Source organism: Microcoleus sp. MON1_C1 (assembly GCF_036701945.1).
In the GTDB taxonomy this organism is placed as follows: Bacteria; Cyanobacteriota; Cyanobacteriia; order Cyanobacteriales; family Microcoleaceae; genus Microcoleus.
Genome location: NZ_JAUBRO010000062.1, coordinates 12,186 through 34,466, shown reverse-complemented (window position 1 = coordinate 34,466; position 22,281 = coordinate 12,186). Strand labels below are relative to the sequence as shown.

The window sequence follows — 22,281 nt, the reverse complement described above, 5'->3', positions numbered from 1 at the left end:
CTTTCCTTTCATTTATTATCAAACTTTCCTATTTTACCATAGAAATTTATATTTACATCTCAAATGGAATTGCTATATTTCACAGAATGCAGAAGAGCCAGAAGTCGAAGATCGATTTGTCAAACGCCTTCTAAATGCACTTGGATTCACATCTGATGAGTGGGTACAACAGTTTAAAACAGGGAAGGGGCCTGCGGATTTTGCTGCACGCAAGAATCACGATGATGATAAATTTTCAGTGGCTAAGATTAAGCCAGACTTAATCATTGAAGTTAAAGGGAGAGTATCAGGAAATGCCATCATTAACTTAGCAGAAGGTACTCCCGCGTACAAAAAAGCTAAAGAACAGATAACAGGTTATCTTCTTGCTCCTAAGTGCCAAACATCTCAATGGGGTATTATAACTAACTCAACAGATATCCAGCTATTCCGTAAACATGGTAAAATCGTATTGCCTGCTACTGACTGCATGAGGATAACCAAAGATAATATTAAAATTATTACTCAAATTAAAAACTTGCTGGAAAACCCACCCAAAGCTTTAAGAATTTGCATCTATAATGATAAGGGAGGTGTGGGGAAAACTACAACGACAATCAACTTGGCTGCGATTCTTCGACAAGAGCATAAAAAAGTGCTTGTTGTTGACTTCGATCCACAACAAGGAGATTTAACAGATTCATTAGGCTTACAGGAGGGAAAAGTCAAACTATCTGATTGCCTGGTTGATGGAGCATTTAATGTTAAAGAAACTATTCAAGCATTTAATCTGAAGAATAAAGCAGGTCAATTAGTTAAGGTATTTGATGTCATCCCATCTGATTCAGGATTATCGAAGTTCATGGCTCATACTTATGAATCAAAAATTGATAAAGGTTCAGCAAGGCTGCGAGATTTGCTGGATATTTTTGTTTGTAATTATGATTACATCTTAATTGATGCACCTACGAACTGGACTTTTTTTAGTAAAAGCTCTGTGATAGCTTCCGATGTAATCCTCATGCCAACAGAACACAATAACTTTTCATCCTTAAAAAATGCTGCTAAAGTTATTAAAGAATTCTTACCTGAAGTTAAGAAGCTTAGGCAGGACGGTGGCCCTATTGCCTTGCCGATATTTTTCAATAGACATAAAGAAACAGAGGCTTCAATCAAAAGAGCCAATGCAGAAATTAAAGCAATTCTTACACTTAAGAAAGGAGATAATTATATTTTCGATACTAATTTGTTACCCTATTATTGGCCTAAATCTACAAAAACGGTGATTGACACAACTATATTCAGTGTTCCCGAATATGAAGTTGTTTCAACTGCAGCTTTTTCTCGAAAACCAGCGGTTTTTCAACACAAAAAAGCCGCTGAATATTACTTAAAATTAGCGAAGGAGTATTTTTTGTATGAGTAATTCTGAGAACATCGGTAAGTTAATGGACTTGAAGTTATCTAAAATTGAGTCCGCAGAACCATGCTCTGAGTCAGAGTTTATCATTGCCGGAGCCGCCGAAGCCGTATTGCAAGCAGGTAATCGCAATTGGATTCCGATTATCGTTAAAGAAACAGGCGACTATCAGTATCAAGTTGTGAGCAATCACTTTGTCTATGCTGTAGCTCAACAAGCCAAATTAGATTCAGTCTGGTGTATTGTCATTGACCCAAAACCATCAAATATTGAACAAGCGAAGATTCTAGCGCGAGAAGCAAATCCCACAGTCAATCTGAGTACAGCATCAAAAGATACTATTATAGCTGTACTTAAATACTTAGTTAAAGAGCATAATTGGAACAATGTAAAACCAGTTGAAACGGCCAATCAAATTGTAGAATCTAACCGGGAGCAATGGTCAGATTTTCTCCCTTTGACTAAGCTAAAATGTAATTTGAATAAGGCGAGATTAGGTTGTATTGCTCAAGTATTTACTCTATCGCCACCCCCGCCACCACCGCCACCGCCTGAAGCAGTCAGCGTGAAACGTGCATCTAGAGATGAAATTTTCGATCGTCTCAATTACTTATACACTAATAAAATAGGCGGCTTTGAAAATATAGATGCCGAAAAAACAGCCGATGCTATCTTCACCGCGAATAAAGGCAAGTGGAAAACCCTCAGTCCAATTTCCAAACTTGAATGCGGCATTGATACAGCCAAAATGAAAATCATTAAAACCCTATTTAGCCTGTAAAACTATGTTAAGTGGTGTAGCGGATTCAATTTACTGGCTCAACCGCTATATTGAAAGATCGGAAAATATCGCCCATTTTGCCGAGGTCAATTTTAATCTCATTCTCGACTCTCCCAGCGGTATTACTCAACTATTTACCGATCTGCCCACTTAATGTACCATTGTGCGAAAATGTCAAGCGGACGCTCAAACCAAAAGTCCGTAAAGGACTGTTAAACGCTCTCTCACACACTTCTCATGCGAAATACCAAAACATTCTTTTTGTCAAGCTTGTTCCTGATCGGCTTAACAATTAGTTTTCTGCTGGCTCCTGGTTGGTTCTCAAACTTCCCATCCCGCGCTAACGCAACTATGCCTCCGCAAACCCAAACCGCCGAATTTCGCGCCTTCTGGGTGGACGCCTTCAATCCCGGCTTCAAAACCCCTCAAGAAGTCACAAAATTGATCGCAGACGCGCAGCGGGCAAATGCCAACGCCATCGTCGCCCAAGTCCGCCGCCGTGGCGATGCCTTTTACACGAGCGCCATCGAACCCCGCACCCTCGATCCCAACGTTCCTGCGGGTTTCGATCCACTGCAAGATTTGATTGACAAAGCCCACGCCGCAGGAATTGAAGTACACGCTTGGATGGTGACGCTGCCGGTGGTTTCGGGCACCAAACTTCCCGCCGGTCACGTTTGGCAACAACACGGGCCTTCGGCCCCAGGAAACGACAATTGGGCGATGCTGACTTACGGTGGGGAAGCCCAAGGCTATCTCGATCCCGGTCATCCAGACGCCGTAGATTATACTGTTTCCGTCTATTTGGACTTGCTCAAGCGCTACGATGTGGACGGCGTACAGTTGGATTATGTGCGCTACGGCGGGCCGACTTGGGGCTACAATCCAACTGCGATCGCCCGTTTCAATCAGCAAACAGGTCGATCGGGCAAACCCGCACCCACCGATCCCGCGTGGATGCAGTGGCGGCGCGATCAGGTGACAAATTTAGTGCGGAAGCTTTATGTAGAAAGCCTTGCGATTAAACCGCGCGTTAAAATTACCGCCGCCACGATCGCCTGGGGAGACGGCCCAACAAACGATGCAGCTTGGTATCAAACGCAGCCTTACAAAGAAGTATTGCAAGATTGGCGCGCTTGGCTGGAAGAAGGGATCGTAGACATGGCGATGCCGATGACTTACCAGCGCGAGTACAAACGATCGCAAAAACTCGCTTATGACAACTGGATCGAGTACGCCAAAGACCACCAGTACAACCGCCAAATTGCGATCGGCCCCGGCAATTACCTCAACTACATCGAAGACACTCTAGGCCAGATTCGTCGCGCCGAACAGCCGTCTGCGAAAGGAAATCACGTCGCAGGTACGGTGCTCTATTCCTACGCTAGCAGCAACGTGTACACGAATGTGGAACTGCGATCGGGCGGCAGCGGTGATTTGCCCCGCCAGCCTTGGAAATACGTTCCCCAAAGCAACGATTTGTTTTACACCGCGCTGTCGCAGCCGAGTCAATACGTTGACGCTGCGACGGGCAAAACCTATGAAACTCAGCCTGTGTGGGCGACAACCGCAGCGGTTCCCGATATGCCTTGGAAGTCGCAGCCGACTACAGGTGCGATCGCCGGAAATTTGCAGCGGTGCGCTCAAACTTGCGACGGTGCGAGCTTGACATTGCAGTCGATCGATGCTGCTGCCAAGGTGCGCCAACTGCGCGCCGATGGTAAAGGATGGTTTGGGGCGATCGAGCTTTCTCCGGGAACTTATCAGTTGAAAGTTGATAGCAGTCAAATTCAACAAACAGTTAATGTTGTCGCCGGCGAAGTCACAAAAGTGAATTTCGGAGCCTCTTAATATCTTTTTAGGGTGCGCCGAGGTGCGCTATTGCGATCGACTTACAGCGTATCCCGGGTTTATAGAACCCATTTAGGATCTTTTTGTTGTCTCACAAGCCTTTGAGGTATCTAGGTTGTATCTGGTTTGATTCCTGTTAGCTTAAAGTCCTGACTCTGGTATTAAATCCTCTGGTAAAACGATCCCCTCAAAACCATATAGTTCGCTCAAGAAGATACCAAATGGGTTCTATAAAGTTTCTAAGATTTCTGACTTAGGGAATCTTACTTTTGCGAGTGAAGCATACTTATCTGCTTCAGAGCGATAGCCAGCCGCACAAGCTACGACGGTAGTAAAGCCTTTTGCAGAAAGACCCAACAGGCGATCGTAATTGACAGGTTCAATTCCTTCCATTGGACAGGTGTCAACACCAAGCAATGCAGCACAGGTCATAAAGTTGCCCAGTGCAATATAAGTTTGGCGCGTTGACCATTGATTGATATTAAAACTGCGGGCACCATCCACCAAGTCACTGACGATTAGATTCCGATATCCTGCCATTGCCTCTAGGGTCCCGCCCCGCAGCTCGACAGTGCGCGCCATAAAGCGATCGACATCCTCGGCAGTGAGATTCTTTTTAATCGCGAACACGACATAATGAGAGCAATCAGTAACCTGTGACTGATTCCAGGAGAGGGGCTTGAGCTGTTCTTTAAGTTCCGAGCTGGTAATAATCAGAAATTTCCAAGGTTGAAGCCCATAAGAAGATGGTGTTAACACTAACGCATCTTCTAAAGCTGTCCAGATTTCTGGAGCAATTGTTTTGGCTGGATCGAACTGTTTGGTGGCATATCGCCATTTGAGATTTTCGAGTAAGTCTGTCGTAGTGATGTGATTCATTTCTTTTACTTAAGAGATTGCAGTTAATCATGGTTGAAACGGATAATTACAGGCTGGTTGCAAATAATCCTGGTTCAACTGAAATGATAACGGAAGCGGTCTGCAAAAAGTAGCGAGCAGGTCGATTTGAGCCCCCGAAAGACTAATTTTTAGCTAATTCTTAATCGCTTTCCAGAATGCTTGCCAGCAAAGCTTGCTGAGCGTGCATCCGATTTTCTGCCTGCTCCCAAACGCGCGATTGACTGCCCTCAATCACGTCATCCGTAATCTCTTCATCTCGGTGTGCGGGCAAACAGTGCAATACAATTGCATTCTTATCTGCTAACTTCAGCAATTGTTCATTTACCTGATATGGCTTAAACAAAGGAATCCTGATTTTTGCTTCCTCTTCCTGTCCCATACTCGCCCAAACATCAGTATAAATAACTTGAGCATTCTTCACAGCAGCTTCTGCGTCCGCCGTCACAGTAACTTCTGTTTTTCCATTAGCAATATTCTTAGCTTTTTCCACTATCTCAGCATTGGGCTGGAAATCTTGAGGGCAAGCAATTCTTACATTCATTCCCGTCATTGCACAGCCCAACATCAGCGAATTTGCCATATTATTGCCATCGCCCAAATAAGTCAAAGTCACCCCTTCCAACTTGCCAAAACACTCTTTCACTGTCATTAAATCCGCCAGCACTTGGCATGGGTGTTCGTCATCGGTCAGTGCATTAATCACAGGAATTTTGGCATAGTTAGCAAAAGTTGCTAAGTCCTTTTGCTCGAACGTCCGAATCGCCAAAATGTCTAAATATCTGTCTAAAACCCTGGCTGTATCTACCAAAGGTTCACCGCGGCTGACTTGTGTAACGTTGGGATTCAGGTCAATCACTTGCCCTCCCAATTTATACATTGCTACCGTAAAACTTACCCGCGTTCGCGTTGAAGCTTTGGAAAATAACAAGCCGAGAACTTTATTGCGTTTCAGCTTGACCATTCCGGATTTTAAACTGGCTGCTAGATCCAGCAAATAATTTAATTCATCTATGCTTAAATCTGCCAGACTTAATAAATCTCGCCCTTTTAATGAGTCCATGCTTTCCCCCACACACAAATTTTTAACTGTGTCTTAAATCTTAGCCCGCAGAGGTGGGTTTTGTTTCTGTAATCCCTAGTTGACATCTGCGGGTAAGGTTTATGCGGGCAATTGCTCGATCGCGCGATCGATCGAATCGCAACCTTGTTCAACCGTTTCTACCACAGCCAACACGCCCCGCAATTCCCCAGCGCCGGGGAAACCCTTAGCATACCAGGTTAAGTGCTTGCGCGCTTGGGAGACACCGCTTTCACCTTTATATTCCCACAAAGCCCGCAAATGTTCCTTAGCACATTCGAGGCGTTCAATTGGTGTCGGAGCTATCTTTTCCACACCAGTTTTCAAGAAATAATCCACTTCTCCCACCAAAAAAGGATAGCCCAACGTTCCCCGCGAACACATCACTCCATCAGCGCCGGTTTCTTCCAGACATCGCATCGCTGCTTCCACTGAAAAAATATCCCCGTTAGCAATAACTGGAATTGACAAAACTTCTTTCACTCGGCGAATCCACTCCCATTTTGCCGGCCCCGTGTAACCTTGCGATCGAGTGCGGCCGTGCACGGTAATCATTTTTGCTCCCGCATCTTCCATCCGCTTCGCAAATTCCAAAATATTAATTTCTTTGTCAGTCCAACCAATCCTAGTTTTAACGGTGACAGGAACATCTACCGCTTCCACAACAGCCCGCACAATTGCCTCGGCCGTTGCCGGGTCTCGCAGCAGAGAAGAACCGCCGCCGTTTTTAGTAATTTTGTTAACCGGACAGCCCATATTAATATCAACAGTATCCGCTCCTTCTGCCACTGCTTTCTGGGCTGCTTCTGCCAAGAAATCCGGCCGGCAGTCAAACAATTGAATACTAATCGGGCGCTCGTTCGGGTCAACTTCCATAATTCTCGGCAGTTGCTTCACGTAGTGCAAACCCGTAGCGTTCACCATTTCCGTGTACATCATCGAATCCGGCGCGTAGCGGCGCACTAGGCGGCGAAATACCAAATCGGTAACGCCGGATAAGGGCGATTGCAGGACGCGGCTTTTAACTTCAAAATCGCCGATTTTGAGCGGAGTTGCTAACCTTTCTTTTAATTCTGGAGATAGAGCAAGCATAGTCGATCGCACTTTAATTATAATATCTGTATATTATACTACACTTCAGATAGTTGACAGTTGTTAATTATATTTTTAGCCGATTATTGAGTGACAGCTAAAAGTATATTTAACCTGACCGCAATGCCTATTTTACACATCCCGATCGCCCGAATTTGAAGATTGTGAAACCAGGGCCCAAACGCCAACGCCGACCACAGTTAAATCTGTGTGCGGCTTCGATCTATCTATGGGGTGTGACCATTAATGAGGGATCTACCTACTAAGAGTGTTGCCCAAGTCATATTTTTATTGTTTAATTTTGCCGAATGCTCTGCCTGCCTTCGGCTTCGGCTATCTTCAGAGGACTAATGGTTAAATTTATTGGGATTCTGCAAAAGCCGTACATCAGATCGTTTTAAACTACAATTGGTGGATTCCTGACGACGCCGATCGAACATTAAAAAAATTGTAGAGAATTCCTATGGACGCCGCAGCACTCTGGCAACGCTATCAAGACTGGCTTTACTATCACGAGGGATTGGGACTTTACCTCGATATCAGCCGCATGGGATTCGACGACGCTTTCGCAGCAGCACTGAAGCCCAAATTTGACAAAGCTTTCAAAGATATGGCAGCTTTGGAAGCAGGTGCGATCGCCAATCCCGACGAAAACCGGATGGTGGGCCACTACTGGCTGCGAAACCCCGATTTAGCTCCCACTCCAGAATTAAAACAAGAAATAGTCGAAGGCATAGCACAAGTCGAAGAATTTGTCAAAAAAGTTCAAAACCGCGATATTAAACCGCCCTTTGCTCCGCAATTTACCGACATAATTTCGATCGGCATCGGCGGTTCCGCCCTCGGCCCCCAATTTGTTTCCGAAGCTTTATCCCCAGACATTCCGCCCCTAGCAATACATTTTATCGACAACACAGATCCGGCTGGGATCGATCGAATCCTCAACAAAATCAAAGACAAACTCGTCAGCACCCTAGTAATTACTATCTCCAAATCCGGCGGCACCCCCGAACCCCGCAACGGCATGATTGAAGTTCAAAAAGCCTTCGCCGCCCAAAAACTCGACTTCGCCAAACAGGCAGTTGCCATCACTGGAACAGACAGCAAACTAGACAAATTAGCCAAATCCGAAGGCTGGATTGGCAGCTTCCCGATGGCCGACTGGGTGGGAGGACGCACTTCCGAATTGTCAGCAGTTGGACTTTTGCCCGCAGCTTTGCAAGGCATCGACATTCGGGCGATGCTCGACGGCGCTAAAGTCATGGACGAAGCTACTAGAACCACCGAAATCACACATAATCCCGCTGCCTTGTTAGCAATGTCCTGGTATTTTGCTTGCAACGGACGTGGCGAAAAAGATATGGTAGTTTTGCCTTACAAAGATTCACTGCTATTGTTCAGCCGCTACTTGCAGCAATTAGTCATGGAATCTCTGGGCAAACAGGAAGATTTAGACGGCAATACAGTTCATCAAGGTATCGCAGTTTACGGCAACAAAGGCACCACCGACCAACACGCTTACGTGCAGCAACTGCGAGACGGCGTGGCGAATTTCTTCCTAACATTTATCGAAGTTTTGCAAGACAGGCAAGGCATTTCCCCAGAAGTAGAAACCGGCGTGACTTCCGGAGATTATTTGTCCGGTTTGTTGCAGGGAACTCGACAAGCTTTGTACGAAAATCACCGAGATTCCATTACTGTCACAATTCCCGAAGTCAACCCTCGGACAGTAGGAGCATTAATCGCCCTCTACGAAAGAGCCGTAGGTTTTTACGGTTCCTTGGTGAATGTCAATGCCTATCACCAGCCGGGCGTCGAAGCAGGCAAAAAAGCTGCCGCTGCTGTATTGGACTTGCAGCAGCGGGTACTGCAAGTGCTCAAAGACGCTCAAGCACCTCTGTCTCTAGAAGAACTAGCCAAAAAAGCAGGAAGACCAGAGCAAATCGAGACAATTTACAAAACTCTGCGGCATTTGGCAGCCAACGGGCGCGGCGTAGCTTTGGAGGGTAAATTAGGACAACCGGCTACTTTAACTGCAAGTTATCAAGAGAATTAAACAGTAGAATTAAACATTAAAAGTGAAATTAGTCACTTTTAATGTTTAATTTTTAATTCCCCCATGCCATTAACTATTCTGGTTGCTGACGACGATTTCGCGACTCGCTTGTCAATTACCGATTATCTAGAAATTACCGGATACTCTGTAATCGCTGCTGAGAACGGTAAAGAAGCTTTAGGTTTGGTAGATGAATTTCAGCCCCACTTGATTGTTACCGACATTACAATGCCCGAGATGGATGGCTACGAATTCGTGCGGCGAGTTCGGACTCGTCCCGCTTTCCGCTTGCTGCCGGTGATTTTTTTGACGGAACGCACGAGCACGCAGGAACGGATTCGCGGCTATCAGATGGGGTGCGACAATTATCTGGCTAAGCCTTTTGAACTCCAAGAATTGGGGGCGGTTATTCGCTCTTTGCTCGATCGCTACGCTCTAATCGCTCAGGCACCCTCTCGTTCCCCGGAACCAGAACCGACGCCAACAGAGGCACGCAGCAGAGCCAATGACAAGCCAGAAGAAGATTTTTTAACTCAAAAGTCAAACACAGGCGATTCCCTACGGGATAGCTCCGCTTCACGGGCATCTCCAAGCCAAAATGCCCCGAGTTTGACCCAGCGAGAGCGAGAAGTGCTAGATTTGCTGACAGAAGGTCTTTCTAATATTCAAATAGGCTCCCGACTCCACCTCAGCCCTCGAACTGTCGAAAAGCACGTCAGCAGCTTGTTCAGAAAAACTGACAGCAACAACCGAGCAGAACTCGTTCGCTTTGCGATGGAACACCATTTAGTCAGATAAGCGTCAACGCTCTGGGCAAGAAAATTACCTGCACTTACCACGCTGAATAAATAACATCATGGTCAACAATTACTTAAAAAATCAGAAAATTCTATATGCTGCAGCATTAGCAGCTTCCATAATTTTCTGTATTGCCATGACATCAATGGGAATCAGCAAGTATTACAGCGTTTTACAGGGTGGAGACAACTATAACGATTTCCCTACCAGCGGTTTCAGCCTCATCCGAGTTCTAATTAACGGTTCCTACTTGATAGCAACAGTTACATATATTATCTGGTTAATTCAAAAAAAAACGCCCTGTTCCAGCTTTCTAGACATTTGCAAGTATGCAATCCCCTTTCTGGCACTTGCCCTCATAGCTTATCCCCAAAGCAGTGACATTTATATGTACTTGCATTACGGAACGATGAGCTTACATAAAATTAATCCTTATTTGAATAATCCTGATACCTTAATTTCTAACGTATCTCCCTTCCTCCACTGGGGGCAAACTTCTACCTACGGCCCAGTTTCTTTATTCTTTTTTGCCCTATCAGCACTTGGTGGAGCAATTAGCCCTTTACTGGGAGTTTATATTTTTAAAATAATCTGCGTGTTGGTACACGCGCTCAATGCCTACTTAATTTGGCGGTTGCTAACAAATGCTGAAAACCGTAACCTCATAACACTGGCCTATTTAGTCAATCCCATGCTATTGAACGAGCAAATAGCTAATGCTCACCTTGACGTTCTTCTTGCCAATACATTGATCGTTTTAATAGGATGTATTTATTACCAACGTTATGTTTTTGCAATTTTAGCAATTTGGGTAGGTTTTTTAGTAAAAACCTTACCTATAATTTGGTTGCCCTTAGTTGTTGCTTTCCTCTGCAAGCAGCGTCGGTGGAGAGATTTAGCAGCATCCGTCTTGCTTTCTTTATTAATTATCGCGGTGATAACTTATACATTTATGCCAACAGTTTCAGCTTGGAGAAGTCTTTTAAATCCAGGAACCGCCGGGGCGACTGCTCGTTCGTTTCACCATGCGATGAATTTATTTATGAATTTTTGGCCCACTGTAAGTGTTGAAACTAGGGAAAGTATTCTATCATTCCTCAAATATTTTGCCTATTTAAGCTGGATTTTTTACTATGCAGGGACGTTGATTAAATCATTATTCCGCAAAAAAGATTCGGAAATTAATTTGGTATCAGATATTGGATGGACGACTCTCACTTTGTTTTTGTTTGCTACACCTTGGCTAATGCCTTGGTATCCATCTATTTTGCTGCCAATTGCTGCTTTGAGTATCAATTATCCCCATTTTGTATTGACAAGTTTAACTTTTTCTTTGTCACCCAGTATCATTTTGGGAGCGGGATCTGGAACAACTGTGATATCCCTAGTTACGAGCTTTATTAGCGTTGTCCCCCCTACAGCATTGCTAATATTCGGGCGGAAAAAGGCACTTTTTTAATTTAAATTGATTGCTGACCGCCAACTGTTAATTTTTTCAGACTGACTACGTACTCTAACAAACCCTCTGAAGCGTCTAGCAGCAAATCAATTACTCGATCAAATCCCTCCGGGCCACCGTAGTAAGGATCAGGCACTTCTTTAAGGTCGTATTTCTGGCAAAAATCGCACATCAGTCGCACTTTATCTTTATACTTTCCAGCCGCATCCAGGGCAAGAATATTGCGATAATTTTCCCGATCCATGGCCAGAATCAAATCAAAATTTTCAAAATCTTTCCTGGCAAATTGGCGGGCTTCGCCTAGCAATTCAATGTCTCGCTTCCTTGCCGCCAATGCCATCCGCCTGTCAGGGGGACTGCCAATGTGATAGCTAGCAGTTCCGGCCGAATCGCAGGTGATACGATCGCTCAAACCAGCTTCTTTAATTAAGTGATTCATAATATTTTCTGCTGAGGGCGATCGGCAGATGTTTCCGAGGCAGACAAACAATAACTTATAAGACATTTAATTGATAATTAGTAATTGGTAATTTTTAATGGGAAAGAAGAAAGAAAATTTTTCCTTTCCCCTTTTTCCAAAATTTTCGTGCTTGATAGAAATCAATCAGTCATTAGCTATAGATTCCTTTTTAAACACAGATAGCTAACCACTAATGACTGATGACTCATGACTGATGACTCATGATTAACCGAAACCGGGGAGATTTAGTCCACCGGTGAGTTCTTCCATTTTCTCCCGCATCGTCATCGTAGACTTAGCGTAAGCATCCTGCATCGCCACCGTGACGAGTTCAGAAACCACATCAGCACCTTCACCGAGGGCATCCGGTGAGATTTCCACGCGGCGGGGTTCTTGGTTCCCGCTGAGAAAAACCTTGACCAAGCCGCCGCCGGCAGTTCCCTCAATTTCCATTAAATCCAACTCTTCTTGGAGCTTTTTAGCTCCTTCTTGAACCTGCTGAGCTTTTTTGAAAGCTTCAGTCAGTTCTTTCATTTTTCCCAGGCCGAAGCCAAATCCTTGTCCTGATTTTGTCATAGCTACTTTGTGATGGTGTGTGGGCTGGCAGTCTGCCGTTTCCGTATTACTTCAATGATGCCTTAGAAGGGAAACTCTCCCAGTATTCTAACTTCTGGCTCCAACAACAGCGACCACCGCTGCTCGACTTGCTGTTGAACGTGGCGGATCACTTGAAAAATATCATTGGCCGTTGCCGACCCGCAGTTAAGAATAAAATTAGCATGGCGCTGAGCTACTTGTGCGCCTCCGATCTGATATCCCTTCAGTCCTGCTTGTTCGATGAACCAACCTGCCGTCTTGGGGCCGGGGTTGCGGAAGACTGAGCCACAGCTCGGTAAGTGGTAAGGTTGAGTTGTCCGCCGCTGGCTGAAATGGTCATTAGTTTCTGCCATTACTTGCGATCGGTCGAATCCCGGCTGTAATTGGAAAGTCGCTTCTGTTACTAGCCGATCGCCCCCTTGCAGCACCGAAGTCCGGTAGCGGTACTCCAACTCTTGGGGAGTCAGAATTTCCACCTTACCACCAGGCGATAGGACGCGAGCGTTGACTAGAATATCAGCAGTACAGCCTCTGTGAGCGCCTGCATTCATCACCACAGCCCCTCCCACTGTACCCGGTATGCCGACTGCCCATTCTAGACCTTTCCAGCCCCGTTTAGCGGCCAACCAAGCGAGGCGGGGAATTGACTCTCCCGCCCCCGCTGTCACTTGACCTGTTTCTGCATTAAAATTCACCTGTTTCAGGTAGCGAGTGGCGACGACCAAACCGGACAAACCCCGATCGCTCACCAACAAATTAGAACCCGCACCCAGCAGAGTCACCGGCATCCCTTCATCGTGTGCCCAGGCAAAACTCGCTTGCAAAGCCTCCATACTGCGGGGAGCAACGTACCACTCGGCAGGGCCGCCGACTCGGAAGGAAGTCAGACCCGCCAGCGAAACTTGGGAATTAATCTTGCAATCAGTTCCCCGCAAAGAAATAGGAGAATACACTCGCCGATTGTCCTTAACAGAGGAGTCATTCGAGATAGTCACCATCTTGAAAATCCTTAAAAATACCTTCGCTCAAAGACGTGGTTGAAAATCCATTTAGCTAACTTATGTGGCCGCTTTGAGCGAGCCGCCCGACAGAAGTTTCGGCACAACGTGCAACGCCATAATGTCGATCGACTCTACTCAGTTGGCGAGCTAATCGGGGCGATCGGCTTGTTGATAAAAAGCCATAACCTCTGGAATAATCTGATTCAGATTACCAGCACCCAAAAACAGAGCCAAATCCCCCGGTTGCAGATTTTTGGTTAAAAACTTAGTGACTGACTCCAGGGAAGGCGCAAACTCAACCTCTCGGCCTTCTTTAGCAATCAAATCAGCAACCTGCTGCCCGCTAATCTCTCCTAAATTGGGTTCCCCAGCACTATAAATATCGCAAGCCACAACCAAATCAGCATCCCCAAAAGATTGAGCAAATTCTGGCAAAAATGTCAGAGTCCGGCTGTAACGGTGGGGTTGAAAAATTGCAACCACTCTTCGGGATTTGGGATTTTTTTCGCTACCTTCGATCCGCAAGCGAGCCGCCGCCAAGGTGACACGAATTTCGCTAGGATGGTGGGCGTAGTCGTCCACAAACAGGATGTCATTGTGAAAACCCCGCACCTCAAAACGGCGGCGAGCTCCTTCAAAGCCAGCAATCGCTTTGGCAATCGCCGAAAACTCTAACCCCAACAATCGGCCTACTGCTACCGCAGCTAGTGCATTGCTGAGATTGTGTGTACCCAGCAACTTCAACTCGATTTCCCCTAGGAAAGTTCCTCGCTCCCAAATCCGTGCCTTGGTGCTTTCTGCTCCGTACTCCACGCCCGAAACCGTGTAGTCAGCACCGCTGTCCGGCTGCAAGCTATAACTGACATGAGGCTGAAGGCAGTCTTTGACGATTTGGTCGTCAATGCAGCCCACCAAGGTTTGACAGTTTTGGGCAAACACCTTAAATGTGTCTATTACTTGGTCAAGGGTATCGTAATGGTCTGGATGATCCAGTTCTACATTCGTCACTATGCCAATTTTGGCAACCAGCTTGACGAGAGAACCGTCGGATTCATCAGCCTCGGCAACTAAGTAGGGGCCTTCTCCCAAACGGGCATTGCCTTCCCAAGCATTTACCTCGCCTCCTACTACGATCGTCGGGTCTAGACCCGCCGCCATCAGCATGAAGCCGATTAAGCTGCTAGTAGTAGTTTTGCCGTGAGTCCCGGCTACCGCTATGCTTTGGTAATCTTGAATTAAGGCTGCCAACACATCCGATCGATGAAAAATCGGACAGCCCAAATCTAAAGCAGCTCGATATTCGGCATTGGCTGGGTGAATAGCCGTCGAACATACTACTTGAGGCAATCCCCCAATTGCTTGGGCGCTTGAACCGTTGCCGTTCAATTGGAGAGCTTTGGCTGTCGCGACAGAAGTCCCTACCGTACCCGCGACTATCGAGGATACTGCCCTTTCCTGTTGGCCGCAGTCGGGACTGCTACCGTTAAGGGCCGTTTGAAATAGTTCAAAATTGCTGGCGTCTTGACTCCAAAAAATATGAGCTCCCATTCCTTGCAAGCGCTCGGTTATGTGACTCGATTTAATGTCGGAGCCGTACACAGGCAACTTGCGTTTAGCTAGAATGTAGGCTAGGGCTGACATCCCAATCCCACCAATGCCGATGAAATGAAATGGTCTACCGCTGAAATCAACAGAACTCGGCATCTTCGCTCCTCACACACCACACCACGCCAATAACACGCGATATCATATCAAGAATTGTTTTTTCAGGATACAGTTCGCTAGAGATTTTGTACAAAATTCTCTGCGCGTCCCTAGATTTGCGGGACTTGTAGAGATGTTTGTCTTGTATCCTATATGACTTAGTACCGAGTAGTTTTCCGGAACAGTCACAGCTCGAAAATAGCAGGTAACAGAAAACGCGGTCTGGGGTCTGGCCCAACAGACTAATTTGGGTGCTTGCATACTCCTGCATTCTTTCTATTTCTATCCGCCTGCTGTGCTCGGATACGGTAGCAAAAGCCCCACAACCTTTCTACCAAGATTGAGGGTAAAACCCATAAGGATTTACAAACACTACCACGTATAACCAAATTTCGCTCCTTTTACAGTCATAAATCTACCTTTACGGTCATTATCTCGCCCAAGTCAGAGATTGACACGAGCGCAGCTATAGTATATATTTTTACTATATTGTATATATAAGTTATGTAGTTAGTCGGAATAGTCGAATAGCCATTGAGCCAACCAAATCATGGGCTCGATCGAGAAGCCGATGAACCCTCTTGGCAGCCCTGAAAGTTTTTACCACTGCGCTAAAAAGTATATCTACTGTCAAAACTTTTTGAGCCGCCAACCAACGAATGCTCAGGCGGTCGATCGCGCAATCAAAACAAGTTGGGATTAATATGGGCAAGGTTAATCACCGAGTCCCGGAACCACTCCGACCCTCAGAACCGGGTTTTTGAACTCGGATTGAAGGTTTGAACGAATTAAGGGGTTTAACAAAATCGGTTTTAGCCTCCAGGACGATCGTCGAAACTCGGGTCGTCCAAGGGTTTGTCCCCAATGTGAAGCGAGGGTTTTCTAATAAACGAGCTTATGGTTAAAAGTGTATAAACATAAAATTGGCGCAAAGTCTGTATTAATCCTGATTTTGGGGAAATATGGGGAAAATAGCGATTTTGGGGGGGACTTTTGATCCGGTTCACTGGGGTCACGTGTTGGTAGCCGAGACGGCTGCGAGTCAATTTGCTCTCGATCGAGTCATTTGGGTACCGGATCGCTCTCCTCCTCACAAGTGGCGCCCGGATTTGGCAAGTTTTGAGCAGCGGCGGGAAATGCTCGCTCTGGCGATCGCCGATCGCCCCGACTTCCTAATTTCGCCGCGGTCGGCAAATCCCTCCGACAGTTCTTTTGCGATCGACACCCTGCTGTATTTGCAAAAATTGTATCCAGGCGATCATAGCTGGTACTGGATTATTGGTAGTGACGCACTCCTTACTCTGCCCAAATGGCACCGGTGCGGCGAAATTGCCGGGTTGTGCGACTGGTTGGTGGCCCCACGTCCGACTCAGGGAGATCGAGAGACGGCAGAAAGCGCGGAGATTGGGGAACTGTCCGAGTGGGGAGATTGTCCGGGTGGAAAACCCCTCGCTTCCGCGGGGGACAGGATGCAGGTTCAGGCAAATGCTGTGGGCCGACGAGTTGCCGAACAAATGGCTCTTTTGGACGTGGAGATTCGCTGGGAGGTGCTGTCCATGCCTGCGATCGAGATTTCGTCGAGCCACATCCGCCGCTGCTGCGCCGAAAGGATCGACCTCCGCTACTTAGTCCCGGAAGTTGTCGGGACTTATATTGCAGCCCATCAGCTTTACCAGTAACCAGCGGCAGAAAGCCTAATGCCTTCGGCCTTGCAATTTCAGCCTTCTAGAAAAGTTCAAGCTTTTTTGATCGACACAAAAAGTTAGAAAGGATCGACCTTTGCGATATGATCTTGTCTCATAAGTCAATTCTTAAATTTTTTCAAAATTTAAGCCTGAGCTAGAGGCTGCCATCGTTAGGAGGTACAAGGTGATTAGAGTCGCGATCAATGGTTTTGGACGTATCGGGCGCAGTTTTGCGCGCTGCTGGCTGGGCAGAGAAAACAGCCAGCTAGAGTTGGTAGCTATTAATGACACTTCCGATCCCAGAAGTAATGCTCACTTGCTGAGATACGATTCCATGATGGGAACGTTGAAGAATGTGGACATCAGTGCGGATGAAAATTCCATTACTCTCAACGGCAAGACAGTTAAATGCGTGAGCGATCGCAACCCGCTAAACTTGCCTTGGAAAGATTGGGGTATTGATCTGATTATTGAATCGACCGGCGTCTTCGTTGACCAAGCTGGTGCATCGAAGCATATCACTGCCGGCGCTAAAAAAGTGCTAATTACCGCTCCCGGCAAGGGTTCTGAAGTTGGCACTTATGTGATGGGAGTCAACCACCACAACTACAAGCACAGTGACTACACAGTCATCAGCAATGCTAGCTGTACTACCAACTGTCTGGCTCCTGTACTGAAAGTGCTGCACGAAAATTTTGGCATCGTCAAAGGCATGATGACCACTACCCACAGCTATACTGGCGACCAGCGCTTGCTGGATGCCAGCCACCGCGACTTGCGGCGGGCCCGGGCGGCAGCAATGAATATTGTGCCGACTTCTACCGGAGCAGCCCAAGCTGTGGCTTTGGTGATTCCGGAATTGAAGGGCAAGTTAAACGGTATCGCCATGCGCGTCCCGACTCCTAATGTGTCGGTAGTTGATTTTGTGGCTCAGGTAGAGAAAAAGACTTTTACCGAGCAAGTAAATCAAGTGTTCAAAGAAGCTGCCTCTGGCTCCATGAAAGGGATTTTGGAGTACAACGATTTGCCTTTAGTTTCATGCGACTATCGCGGAAGTGATGCTTCTTCGATTCTGGATTCCAGCTTGACGCTGGTGATGGATGGCGACATGGTGAAGTTGTTGGCTTGGTACGACAATGAGTGGGGCTACAGTCAGCGGGTGGTTGACTTGGCTGAATTGGTCGCCGAACGTTGGGAAGCCTAGTACCCGAAGCCAGAAGGCTTTAGTCATTCGGCAGAAGGTAAAAATCCTGATATTTTGTACTTTTGAGTCGATTTCTAGCTGACTGGTTATTTCTCTTTTTGAGCGGTCGAGACTTTTGGCAGTTGATAGTTGGCGAGTAGAAGATGAAATATAGTAGGGACAGGGCAGTCCCGTGTCCCTACTATATTTGTAAGCTGCTACTCCCAGCTATCGAACTTTTTGCCATAATACTACGATCGGGCTTTCGGGCCTGCTTGATGATAAATTTGTTGTTTGTTCGTAGTAAGCGATTAAACTTGCTGTGGTAAGTTTTCGGAAAATCCCCAATATTAAAAAAATAAAAATTCCGACTATAAAAGTTAAAAAACTGGAAAAAGAGCAACAGCTACGGTGTAGTTTGGGCAACCAAATATGATATGAAAAAAGCGCTGATTTGTGGTGTATCAGGTCAAGACGGAACTTATTTAGCTAAACTGTTGCTCGATCGAGGTTATGAAGTTTGCGGCACATCCAGGGACGCCCAAATGTCTAGTTTCGGAAACCTAGCCCGTTTGGGCATCCGAGAGAGAGTAAAACTAGAATCCATGTCTCTCAACGATTTTCGCAGCGTCTTGCAAGTGCTTGCCAAAATAGAGCCTGATGAGGTGTACAATCTAGCAGGTCAAAGTTCTGTCGGTCTGTCTTTTGAACAGCCCGTAGAAACCCTCGAAAGCATTGCCACAGGCACATTGAATCTCTTAGAAGCAATTCGGTTTACAGGCGGAAAAATCAAACTTTACAACGCCAGTTCCAGCGAATGTTTTGGGGATACCCGAGGCAATCCAGCCGATGAAAATACGCCTTTTCGCCCCAGAAGTCCTTATGCGGTGGCGAAAGCAACGGCATTTTGGGAAGTAGCGAATTATCGGGAAGCGTACAATTTGTTTGCGTGTTCTGGTATTCTGTTCAATCACGAGTCGCCGCTGCGGCCCGAGAGGTTTGTTACCCAAAAGATTGTATCTGTTGTCTGCCGAATTGCTGCAGGTAGTTCCGAAAAACTGCATTTGGGAAATATTTCAGTGCAGCGGGACTGGGGTTGGGCGCCGGAATATGTGGAGGCGATGTATTTGATGTTGCAGCAGGAAGAACCGGACGATTATGTAATTGCAACGGGTGTAAGTTATCCTTTGGAGGAGTTTGTGCAAACAGCGTTTGTTTCTGCGGGTTTGGATTGGCAGGAACATTTAGTAACCGATGCGAGTCTTTACAGACCGACGGAGATTGCAGTTGGGAGGGGAAATCCGGCTAAGGCGAAACAAAAGTTGGAATGGGAGGCGAAGTATAAGATGCCTGATGTGGTGCGGATGATGGTGGAAGCGAGGATGATTTGAGGGAAAATTATGAGGTGAAATATGGATGCAGAATATGCAACAGCTAAGGAGTGGTATAAAGCCCATCGCCGAGAGTTGAAAAAATATCGAGGTGAATGGATAGCTTATACTAACAAAGGGGTGATTAGTCCCGATCGCGATTATCGAAAGATGAAGGACGGGATTCCTGCTGATACACCTAAATTGGGTTATGTAATTGATCGCATATTTGAAAGCGAGTTTATTGAGCCTGTTAGGTTTTACCCTGTCAGAATGAGGTCTTTGAAATCTCACGATTGGCAGCCCAGATATGAAGTGGCGCTCAAAGTTCAGAGTTCTGAAAATGTCCAAATACTGGTGGATTCTGGAGCCGAACTTAGCTTAATCACGAAAAAACTGGGTGAAGATTGGGGTTGTAGTAGAACTGCTGGAGAGAGTATTAGTAAAGCTGAGGGAGTTGGTGGCAGTATCGAATATCTACTACGAGATATTGAAATAGAGTTGGATGGTCATATTTTTACTGCGCCTGTCGCTTGGGCGCAAACAGATGCTTGCCAGGAAATACTTTTGGGGAGAGAAGTGGTGTTTGATTTGTTTGATATAGAATTTAAGCAAGCTGAGGAGACGATTATTTTTAAGCGGCGATCTCAGTGAACTGCCTCGATCGAGTTTAAGTGAATTTTTATTCAGTAGGGTTAAAGCAAATATATCCAATTCAATGAGAAAACTTTTTTGTTGCAGCGGGATCGCTCTTTGTGGTATAACCTTTCGCTCTTTGTGGTAGAATCTTTGAGGTGATATTGATATTAGCCAAGTTTAGACTGGTCATTTTTTAGATGAATACGGAAAAATTAGAAAAAATTAAAGCGGATTTGGAGCGATCGCGCTCTTGGTTACAACAAGTACAACATGACTGTATAATCACTAATAAAAAAACCTCCAATCAATTAGCTAAGCCATCACTCTCTCATGCTAATAATTTCAGTTGGGTTGAATCGCCCGTTTCAGCGAAACTGAGAATATATGAACAGATTAATACTTTGCTAGAGACAATAAAATGGGATTTTGGGGGAGGATGTCCTTTTGAAAAAGCCTCTATAATGGCAGATTTAGTTTTTACATACAACCTAAAAACGACTGTAGAAATAGGAGTTTATAGAGGTCGTTCGTTATTGCCAATAGCACTTGCTCATAAATTATCAACACATGGAATAGCCTATGGGATAGACCCTTACAAGTTGGAAGAAGCATTAGAAAATGATACTCCTTTTACAGAAGATATCGAGAAATTTTGTTTAGCTTTAGACTTTGATTCATTACATAAGGATGTATTAAACTTGATTGAATATTACCAGCTAGTAGAGCATTGTATCTTACTTAGAAAAACATCAGAAGAAGCCATTAGTTATTTTATTGAGAATGATATTTACTTCGATTTGCTACACATTGATGGCAATCACGATACTGAGAAAGTAATGTTAGATGTTAATTTGTATTTACCTCGAATAAAAGCAGGGGGCTTTATTGTTATGGATGATTGCTTTAATTGGGAGTCAGTTAATGTGGTTTATACTGAATTAAAATCTCAATATAGTGTAATTTTAGAGAGATTCGATCTAAATAGAGGGGCTGACTATGCTATATTACAGTTACCTCAAAATTAGTGGACTGTTAGTTTTATCCACCTAAAAGCAGAAGTTCTCAGATTATCTGTTTATCAAAACACGCCGGGAAATGTTAATATTACTTTTCGTTGTTGCGGATATCAATGGTTGTACGATCGAGGAAAATTACATCGCAGGTTGTAGGAAGCTGGTTTTTCTGAACTGCGAAATATGGAAGGGAGAATTAGTCGGATTCCATATCTCAACAATCTAGAGACTTGCAAAGATAGCTTGGTAATATGTGAAGCTCAAAAATAAATAATTAAGAACTACTATGCTTGTTGGTTACAGTCATCCCCTATATGCTCAATCTTTCTTAAACATTGGCATCCCCTGGGAATTAACTAAATGCGAAGGTTGGATATTGCGGCGTCAGATTCCTAAAACCTCTTATTTTGATGCTATGGCTTGCTATCCTTTATTTTGTTGCAATAACTGGTCTAACTTGAAATCAGATATAGAAGATTTAGGGGAGCAATTAGTCTGTTTATCTTTAGTAGCAGATCCCTTTGGTGAATATGATTTTCATTATCTAAAGCAATGCTTTAAAGACATAGTTATTCCTTTTAAACAGCATTTTGTAATGGATTTGAACTTGCCGAGCGATAGTTATATATCTAAACATCACATCCGTAACATAAAAAAATCACTTAAAAGTATTTTTGTAGAAAATTGCACAGAACCTATCAACCATGCAGAAGAATGGGTAAGCCTTTACCAAAATTTGATTACCAAACGTCAAATCAAGGGTATTGCAACCTTTTCTCCCCTAACCTTGTGCCAGCAGCTACAGGTTCCGGGAATAGTTATGTTTCGAGCTCTCTATGACTCATTAACTGTAGGAATCAATTTGTGGTATGTTTATGGTGATGTGGCCTATTACCATCTGGGAGCTCTTAGTAACATAGGCTACGATATCAAGGCATCCTATGGTTTGATTTGGTCGGCGGTTGAATATTTTTCCGAACTAAAGCTAAAATGGATCAATTTGGGTGGAGGAGCAGGAATTAACAATGAAGGTACAGACGGATTGACCCTTTTTAAGCGAAGATGGTCTAGTGGTACTAAAACTACTTATTTTTGTGGTCGTGTTTTTCAGCCTCAAATCTATGCAGATATAAACTTGATGACTGGTAATCAGTGCAATAATTACTTTCCTTCTTACCGTAGTGAAGAATTTAGATAAAGGGAACCATCACTTAT

Annotated in this window: 19 protein-coding genes and 1 pseudogene; 13 read left to right on the top strand and 7 right to left on the bottom strand. The window is 45.1% G+C overall.

The genetic code is table 11. The features are described from left to right. From QUA62_RS25495 to QUA62_RS25480, 4 genes and pseudogenes are all read left to right on the top strand, one after another. The coding region (locus QUA62_RS25495; RefSeq protein WP_333407545.1) for a ParA family protein at positions 1-1,405 on the top strand (1,405 nt) is incomplete at its 5' end. Next, on the top strand, positions 1,398-2,180 hold the full coding sequence (locus QUA62_RS25490) for a hypothetical protein (protein ID WP_333407544.1): 783 nt from the start codon (positions 1,398-1,400) through the stop codon (positions 2,178-2,180). The genes QUA62_RS25495 and QUA62_RS25490, both read left to right, overlap by 8 nt. Positions 2,181-2,184: 4 nt before the next feature. After that, positions 2,185-2,325 (top strand): annotated as a pseudogene (locus tag QUA62_RS25485) (alpha-E domain-containing protein); the annotation flags it as partial. A gap of 92 nt (positions 2,326-2,417) precedes the next feature. Beyond that, the gene (locus QUA62_RS25480; RefSeq protein ID WP_333407543.1) at positions 2,418-4,031 is read left to right on the top strand and encodes a family 10 glycosylhydrolase; all 1,614 of its coding nucleotides are present in this window, start codon (positions 2,418-2,420) and stop codon (positions 4,029-4,031) included. A gap of 228 nt (positions 4,032-4,259) precedes the next feature. Here the strand turns inward: QUA62_RS25480 and QUA62_RS25475 are convergent, their stop codons facing one another. From QUA62_RS25475 to dusB, 3 genes are all read right to left on the bottom strand, one after another. Next, entirely contained in the window at positions 4,260-4,910 is a 651-nt protein-coding gene (locus QUA62_RS25475; protein WP_333407542.1) for an NAD(P)H-dependent oxidoreductase, read from the bottom strand. 160 nt (positions 4,911-5,070) lie between these two features. After that, complete coding sequence (argF, locus tag QUA62_RS25470; RefSeq protein WP_333407541.1) at positions 5,071-5,991, bottom strand: ornithine carbamoyltransferase; 921 nt, start codon at positions 5,989-5,991, stop codon at positions 5,071-5,073. 99 nt (positions 5,992-6,090) lie between these two features. Then, entirely contained in the window at positions 6,091-7,101 is a 1,011-nt protein-coding gene (dusB, locus tag QUA62_RS25465; RefSeq protein ID WP_333169518.1) for a tRNA dihydrouridine synthase DusB, read from the bottom strand. A gap of 463 nt (positions 7,102-7,564) precedes the next feature. Here dusB and QUA62_RS25460 point away from each other — a divergent pair, with 463 nt between their 5' ends. The 3 genes from QUA62_RS25460 to QUA62_RS25450 all read left to right on the top strand — a co-directional run bounded on the left by QUA62_RS25460 (position 7,565) and on the right by QUA62_RS25450 (position 11,414). Further along, entirely contained in the window at positions 7,565-9,157 is a 1,593-nt protein-coding gene (locus QUA62_RS25460) for a glucose-6-phosphate isomerase (RefSeq protein WP_333407540.1), read from the top strand. A 63-nt stretch (positions 9,158-9,220) separates the two neighbouring features. Next, positions 9,221-9,955, top strand: coding sequence for a response regulator transcription factor (locus QUA62_RS25455; protein ID WP_333407539.1), 735 nt, complete (start codon positions 9,221-9,223; stop codon positions 9,953-9,955). A 250-nt stretch (positions 9,956-10,205) separates the two neighbouring features. Next, positions 10,206-11,414: a hypothetical protein gene (locus QUA62_RS25450; RefSeq protein WP_333407538.1), complete on the top strand. Its 1,209-nt coding sequence runs from the start codon at positions 10,206-10,208 to the stop codon at positions 11,412-11,414. A gap of 1 nt (position 11,415) precedes the next feature. Here the strand turns inward: QUA62_RS25450 and QUA62_RS25445 are convergent, their stop codons facing one another. The 4 genes from QUA62_RS25445 to murC all read right to left on the bottom strand — a co-directional run bounded on the left by QUA62_RS25445 (position 11,416) and on the right by murC (position 15,176). Then, entirely contained in the window at positions 11,416-11,919 is a 504-nt protein-coding gene (locus QUA62_RS25445) for a low molecular weight protein-tyrosine-phosphatase (protein WP_333407537.1), read from the bottom strand. A gap of 180 nt (positions 11,920-12,099) precedes the next feature. After that, complete coding sequence (locus QUA62_RS25440; RefSeq protein ID WP_333201879.1) at positions 12,100-12,450, bottom strand: YbaB/EbfC family nucleoid-associated protein; 351 nt, start codon at positions 12,448-12,450, stop codon at positions 12,100-12,102. 62 nt (positions 12,451-12,512) lie between these two features. Then, entirely contained in the window at positions 12,513-13,469 is a 957-nt protein-coding gene (gene murB / locus QUA62_RS25435) for a UDP-N-acetylmuramate dehydrogenase (protein WP_190656399.1), read from the bottom strand. Positions 13,470-13,619: 150 nt separating this feature from the next. Then, the gene (gene murC / locus QUA62_RS25430) at positions 13,620-15,176 is read right to left on the bottom strand and encodes a UDP-N-acetylmuramate--L-alanine ligase (RefSeq protein WP_333407536.1); all 1,557 of its coding nucleotides are present in this window, start codon (positions 15,174-15,176) and stop codon (positions 13,620-13,622) included. A gap of 962 nt (positions 15,177-16,138) precedes the next feature. Between murC and nadD the strand changes: the two genes are divergently transcribed. The 6 genes from nadD to QUA62_RS25400 all read left to right on the top strand — a co-directional run bounded on the left by nadD (position 16,139) and on the right by QUA62_RS25400 (position 22,264). Further along, positions 16,139-16,855, top strand: coding sequence for a nicotinate (nicotinamide) nucleotide adenylyltransferase (gene nadD, locus QUA62_RS25425; RefSeq protein WP_333407535.1), 717 nt, complete (start codon positions 16,139-16,141; stop codon positions 16,853-16,855). Between the two features lie 190 nt (positions 16,856-17,045). Further along, positions 17,046-18,065, top strand: coding sequence for a type I glyceraldehyde-3-phosphate dehydrogenase (locus QUA62_RS25420; protein WP_190656404.1), 1,020 nt, complete (start codon positions 17,046-17,048; stop codon positions 18,063-18,065). A 416-nt stretch (positions 18,066-18,481) separates the two neighbouring features. Beyond that, on the top strand, positions 18,482-19,435 hold the full coding sequence (locus tag QUA62_RS25415) for a GDP-mannose 4,6-dehydratase (protein ID WP_333407534.1): 954 nt from the start codon (positions 18,482-18,484) through the stop codon (positions 19,433-19,435). A gap of 21 nt (positions 19,436-19,456) precedes the next feature. After that, positions 19,457-20,068 (top strand): DUF5678 domain-containing protein, encoded by a 612-nt coding sequence (locus QUA62_RS25410; RefSeq protein WP_333407533.1) that lies wholly within the window; start codon positions 19,457-19,459, stop codon positions 20,066-20,068. Positions 20,069-20,250: 182 nt separating this feature from the next. Then, positions 20,251-21,078 (top strand): class I SAM-dependent methyltransferase, encoded by an 828-nt coding sequence (locus QUA62_RS25405; protein ID WP_333407532.1) that lies wholly within the window; start codon positions 20,251-20,253, stop codon positions 21,076-21,078. A 274-nt stretch (positions 21,079-21,352) separates the two neighbouring features. Then, a complete protein-coding gene (locus QUA62_RS25400; RefSeq protein WP_333407531.1) occupies positions 21,353-22,264 on the top strand; it encodes a hypothetical protein in 912 nt (303 codons plus the stop codon). Positions 22,265-22,281 lie beyond the last annotated feature (17 nt).

Coding starts and splice junctions, on each gene's coding strand:
- QUA62_RS25405 (WP_333407532.1), top strand. CDS start 20,251: ATGAATACGGAAAAATTAGAAAAAATTAAAGCGGATTTGGAGCGATCG.
- QUA62_RS25480 (WP_333407543.1), top strand. CDS start 2,418: ATGCGAAATACCAAAACATTCTTTTTGTCAAGCTTGTTCCTGATCGGC.
- QUA62_RS25475 (WP_333407542.1), bottom strand. CDS start 4,910: ATGAATCACATCACTACGACAGACTTACTCGAAAATCTCAAATGGCGA.
- QUA62_RS25490 (WP_333407544.1), top strand. CDS start 1,398: ATGAGTAATTCTGAGAACATCGGTAAGTTAATGGACTTGAAGTTATCT.
- QUA62_RS25460 (WP_333407540.1), top strand. CDS start 7,565: ATGGACGCCGCAGCACTCTGGCAACGCTATCAAGACTGGCTTTACTAT.
- murB (WP_190656399.1), bottom strand. CDS start 13,469: ATGGTGACTATCTCGAATGACTCCTCTGTTAAGGACAATCGGCGAGTG.
- QUA62_RS25410 (WP_333407533.1), top strand. CDS start 19,457: ATGGATGCAGAATATGCAACAGCTAAGGAGTGGTATAAAGCCCATCGC.
- nadD (WP_333407535.1), top strand. CDS start 16,139: ATGGGGAAAATAGCGATTTTGGGGGGGACTTTTGATCCGGTTCACTGG.
- dusB (WP_333169518.1), bottom strand. CDS start 7,101: ATGCTTGCTCTATCTCCAGAATTAAAAGAAAGGTTAGCAACTCCGCTC.
- QUA62_RS25445 (WP_333407537.1), bottom strand. CDS start 11,919: ATGTCTTATAAGTTATTGTTTGTCTGCCTCGGAAACATCTGCCGATCG.
- argF (WP_333407541.1), bottom strand. CDS start 5,991: ATGGACTCATTAAAAGGGCGAGATTTATTAAGTCTGGCAGATTTAAGC.
- QUA62_RS25415 (WP_333407534.1), top strand. CDS start 18,482: ATGAAAAAAGCGCTGATTTGTGGTGTATCAGGTCAAGACGGAACTTAT.
- QUA62_RS25400 (WP_333407531.1), top strand. CDS start 21,353: ATGCTTGTTGGTTACAGTCATCCCCTATATGCTCAATCTTTCTTAAAC.
- QUA62_RS25455 (WP_333407539.1), top strand. CDS start 9,221: ATGCCATTAACTATTCTGGTTGCTGACGACGATTTCGCGACTCGCTTG.
- murC (WP_333407536.1), bottom strand. CDS start 15,176: ATGCCGAGTTCTGTTGATTTCAGCGGTAGACCATTTCATTTCATCGGC.
- QUA62_RS25440 (WP_333201879.1), bottom strand. CDS start 12,450: ATGACAAAATCAGGACAAGGATTTGGCTTCGGCCTGGGAAAAATGAAA.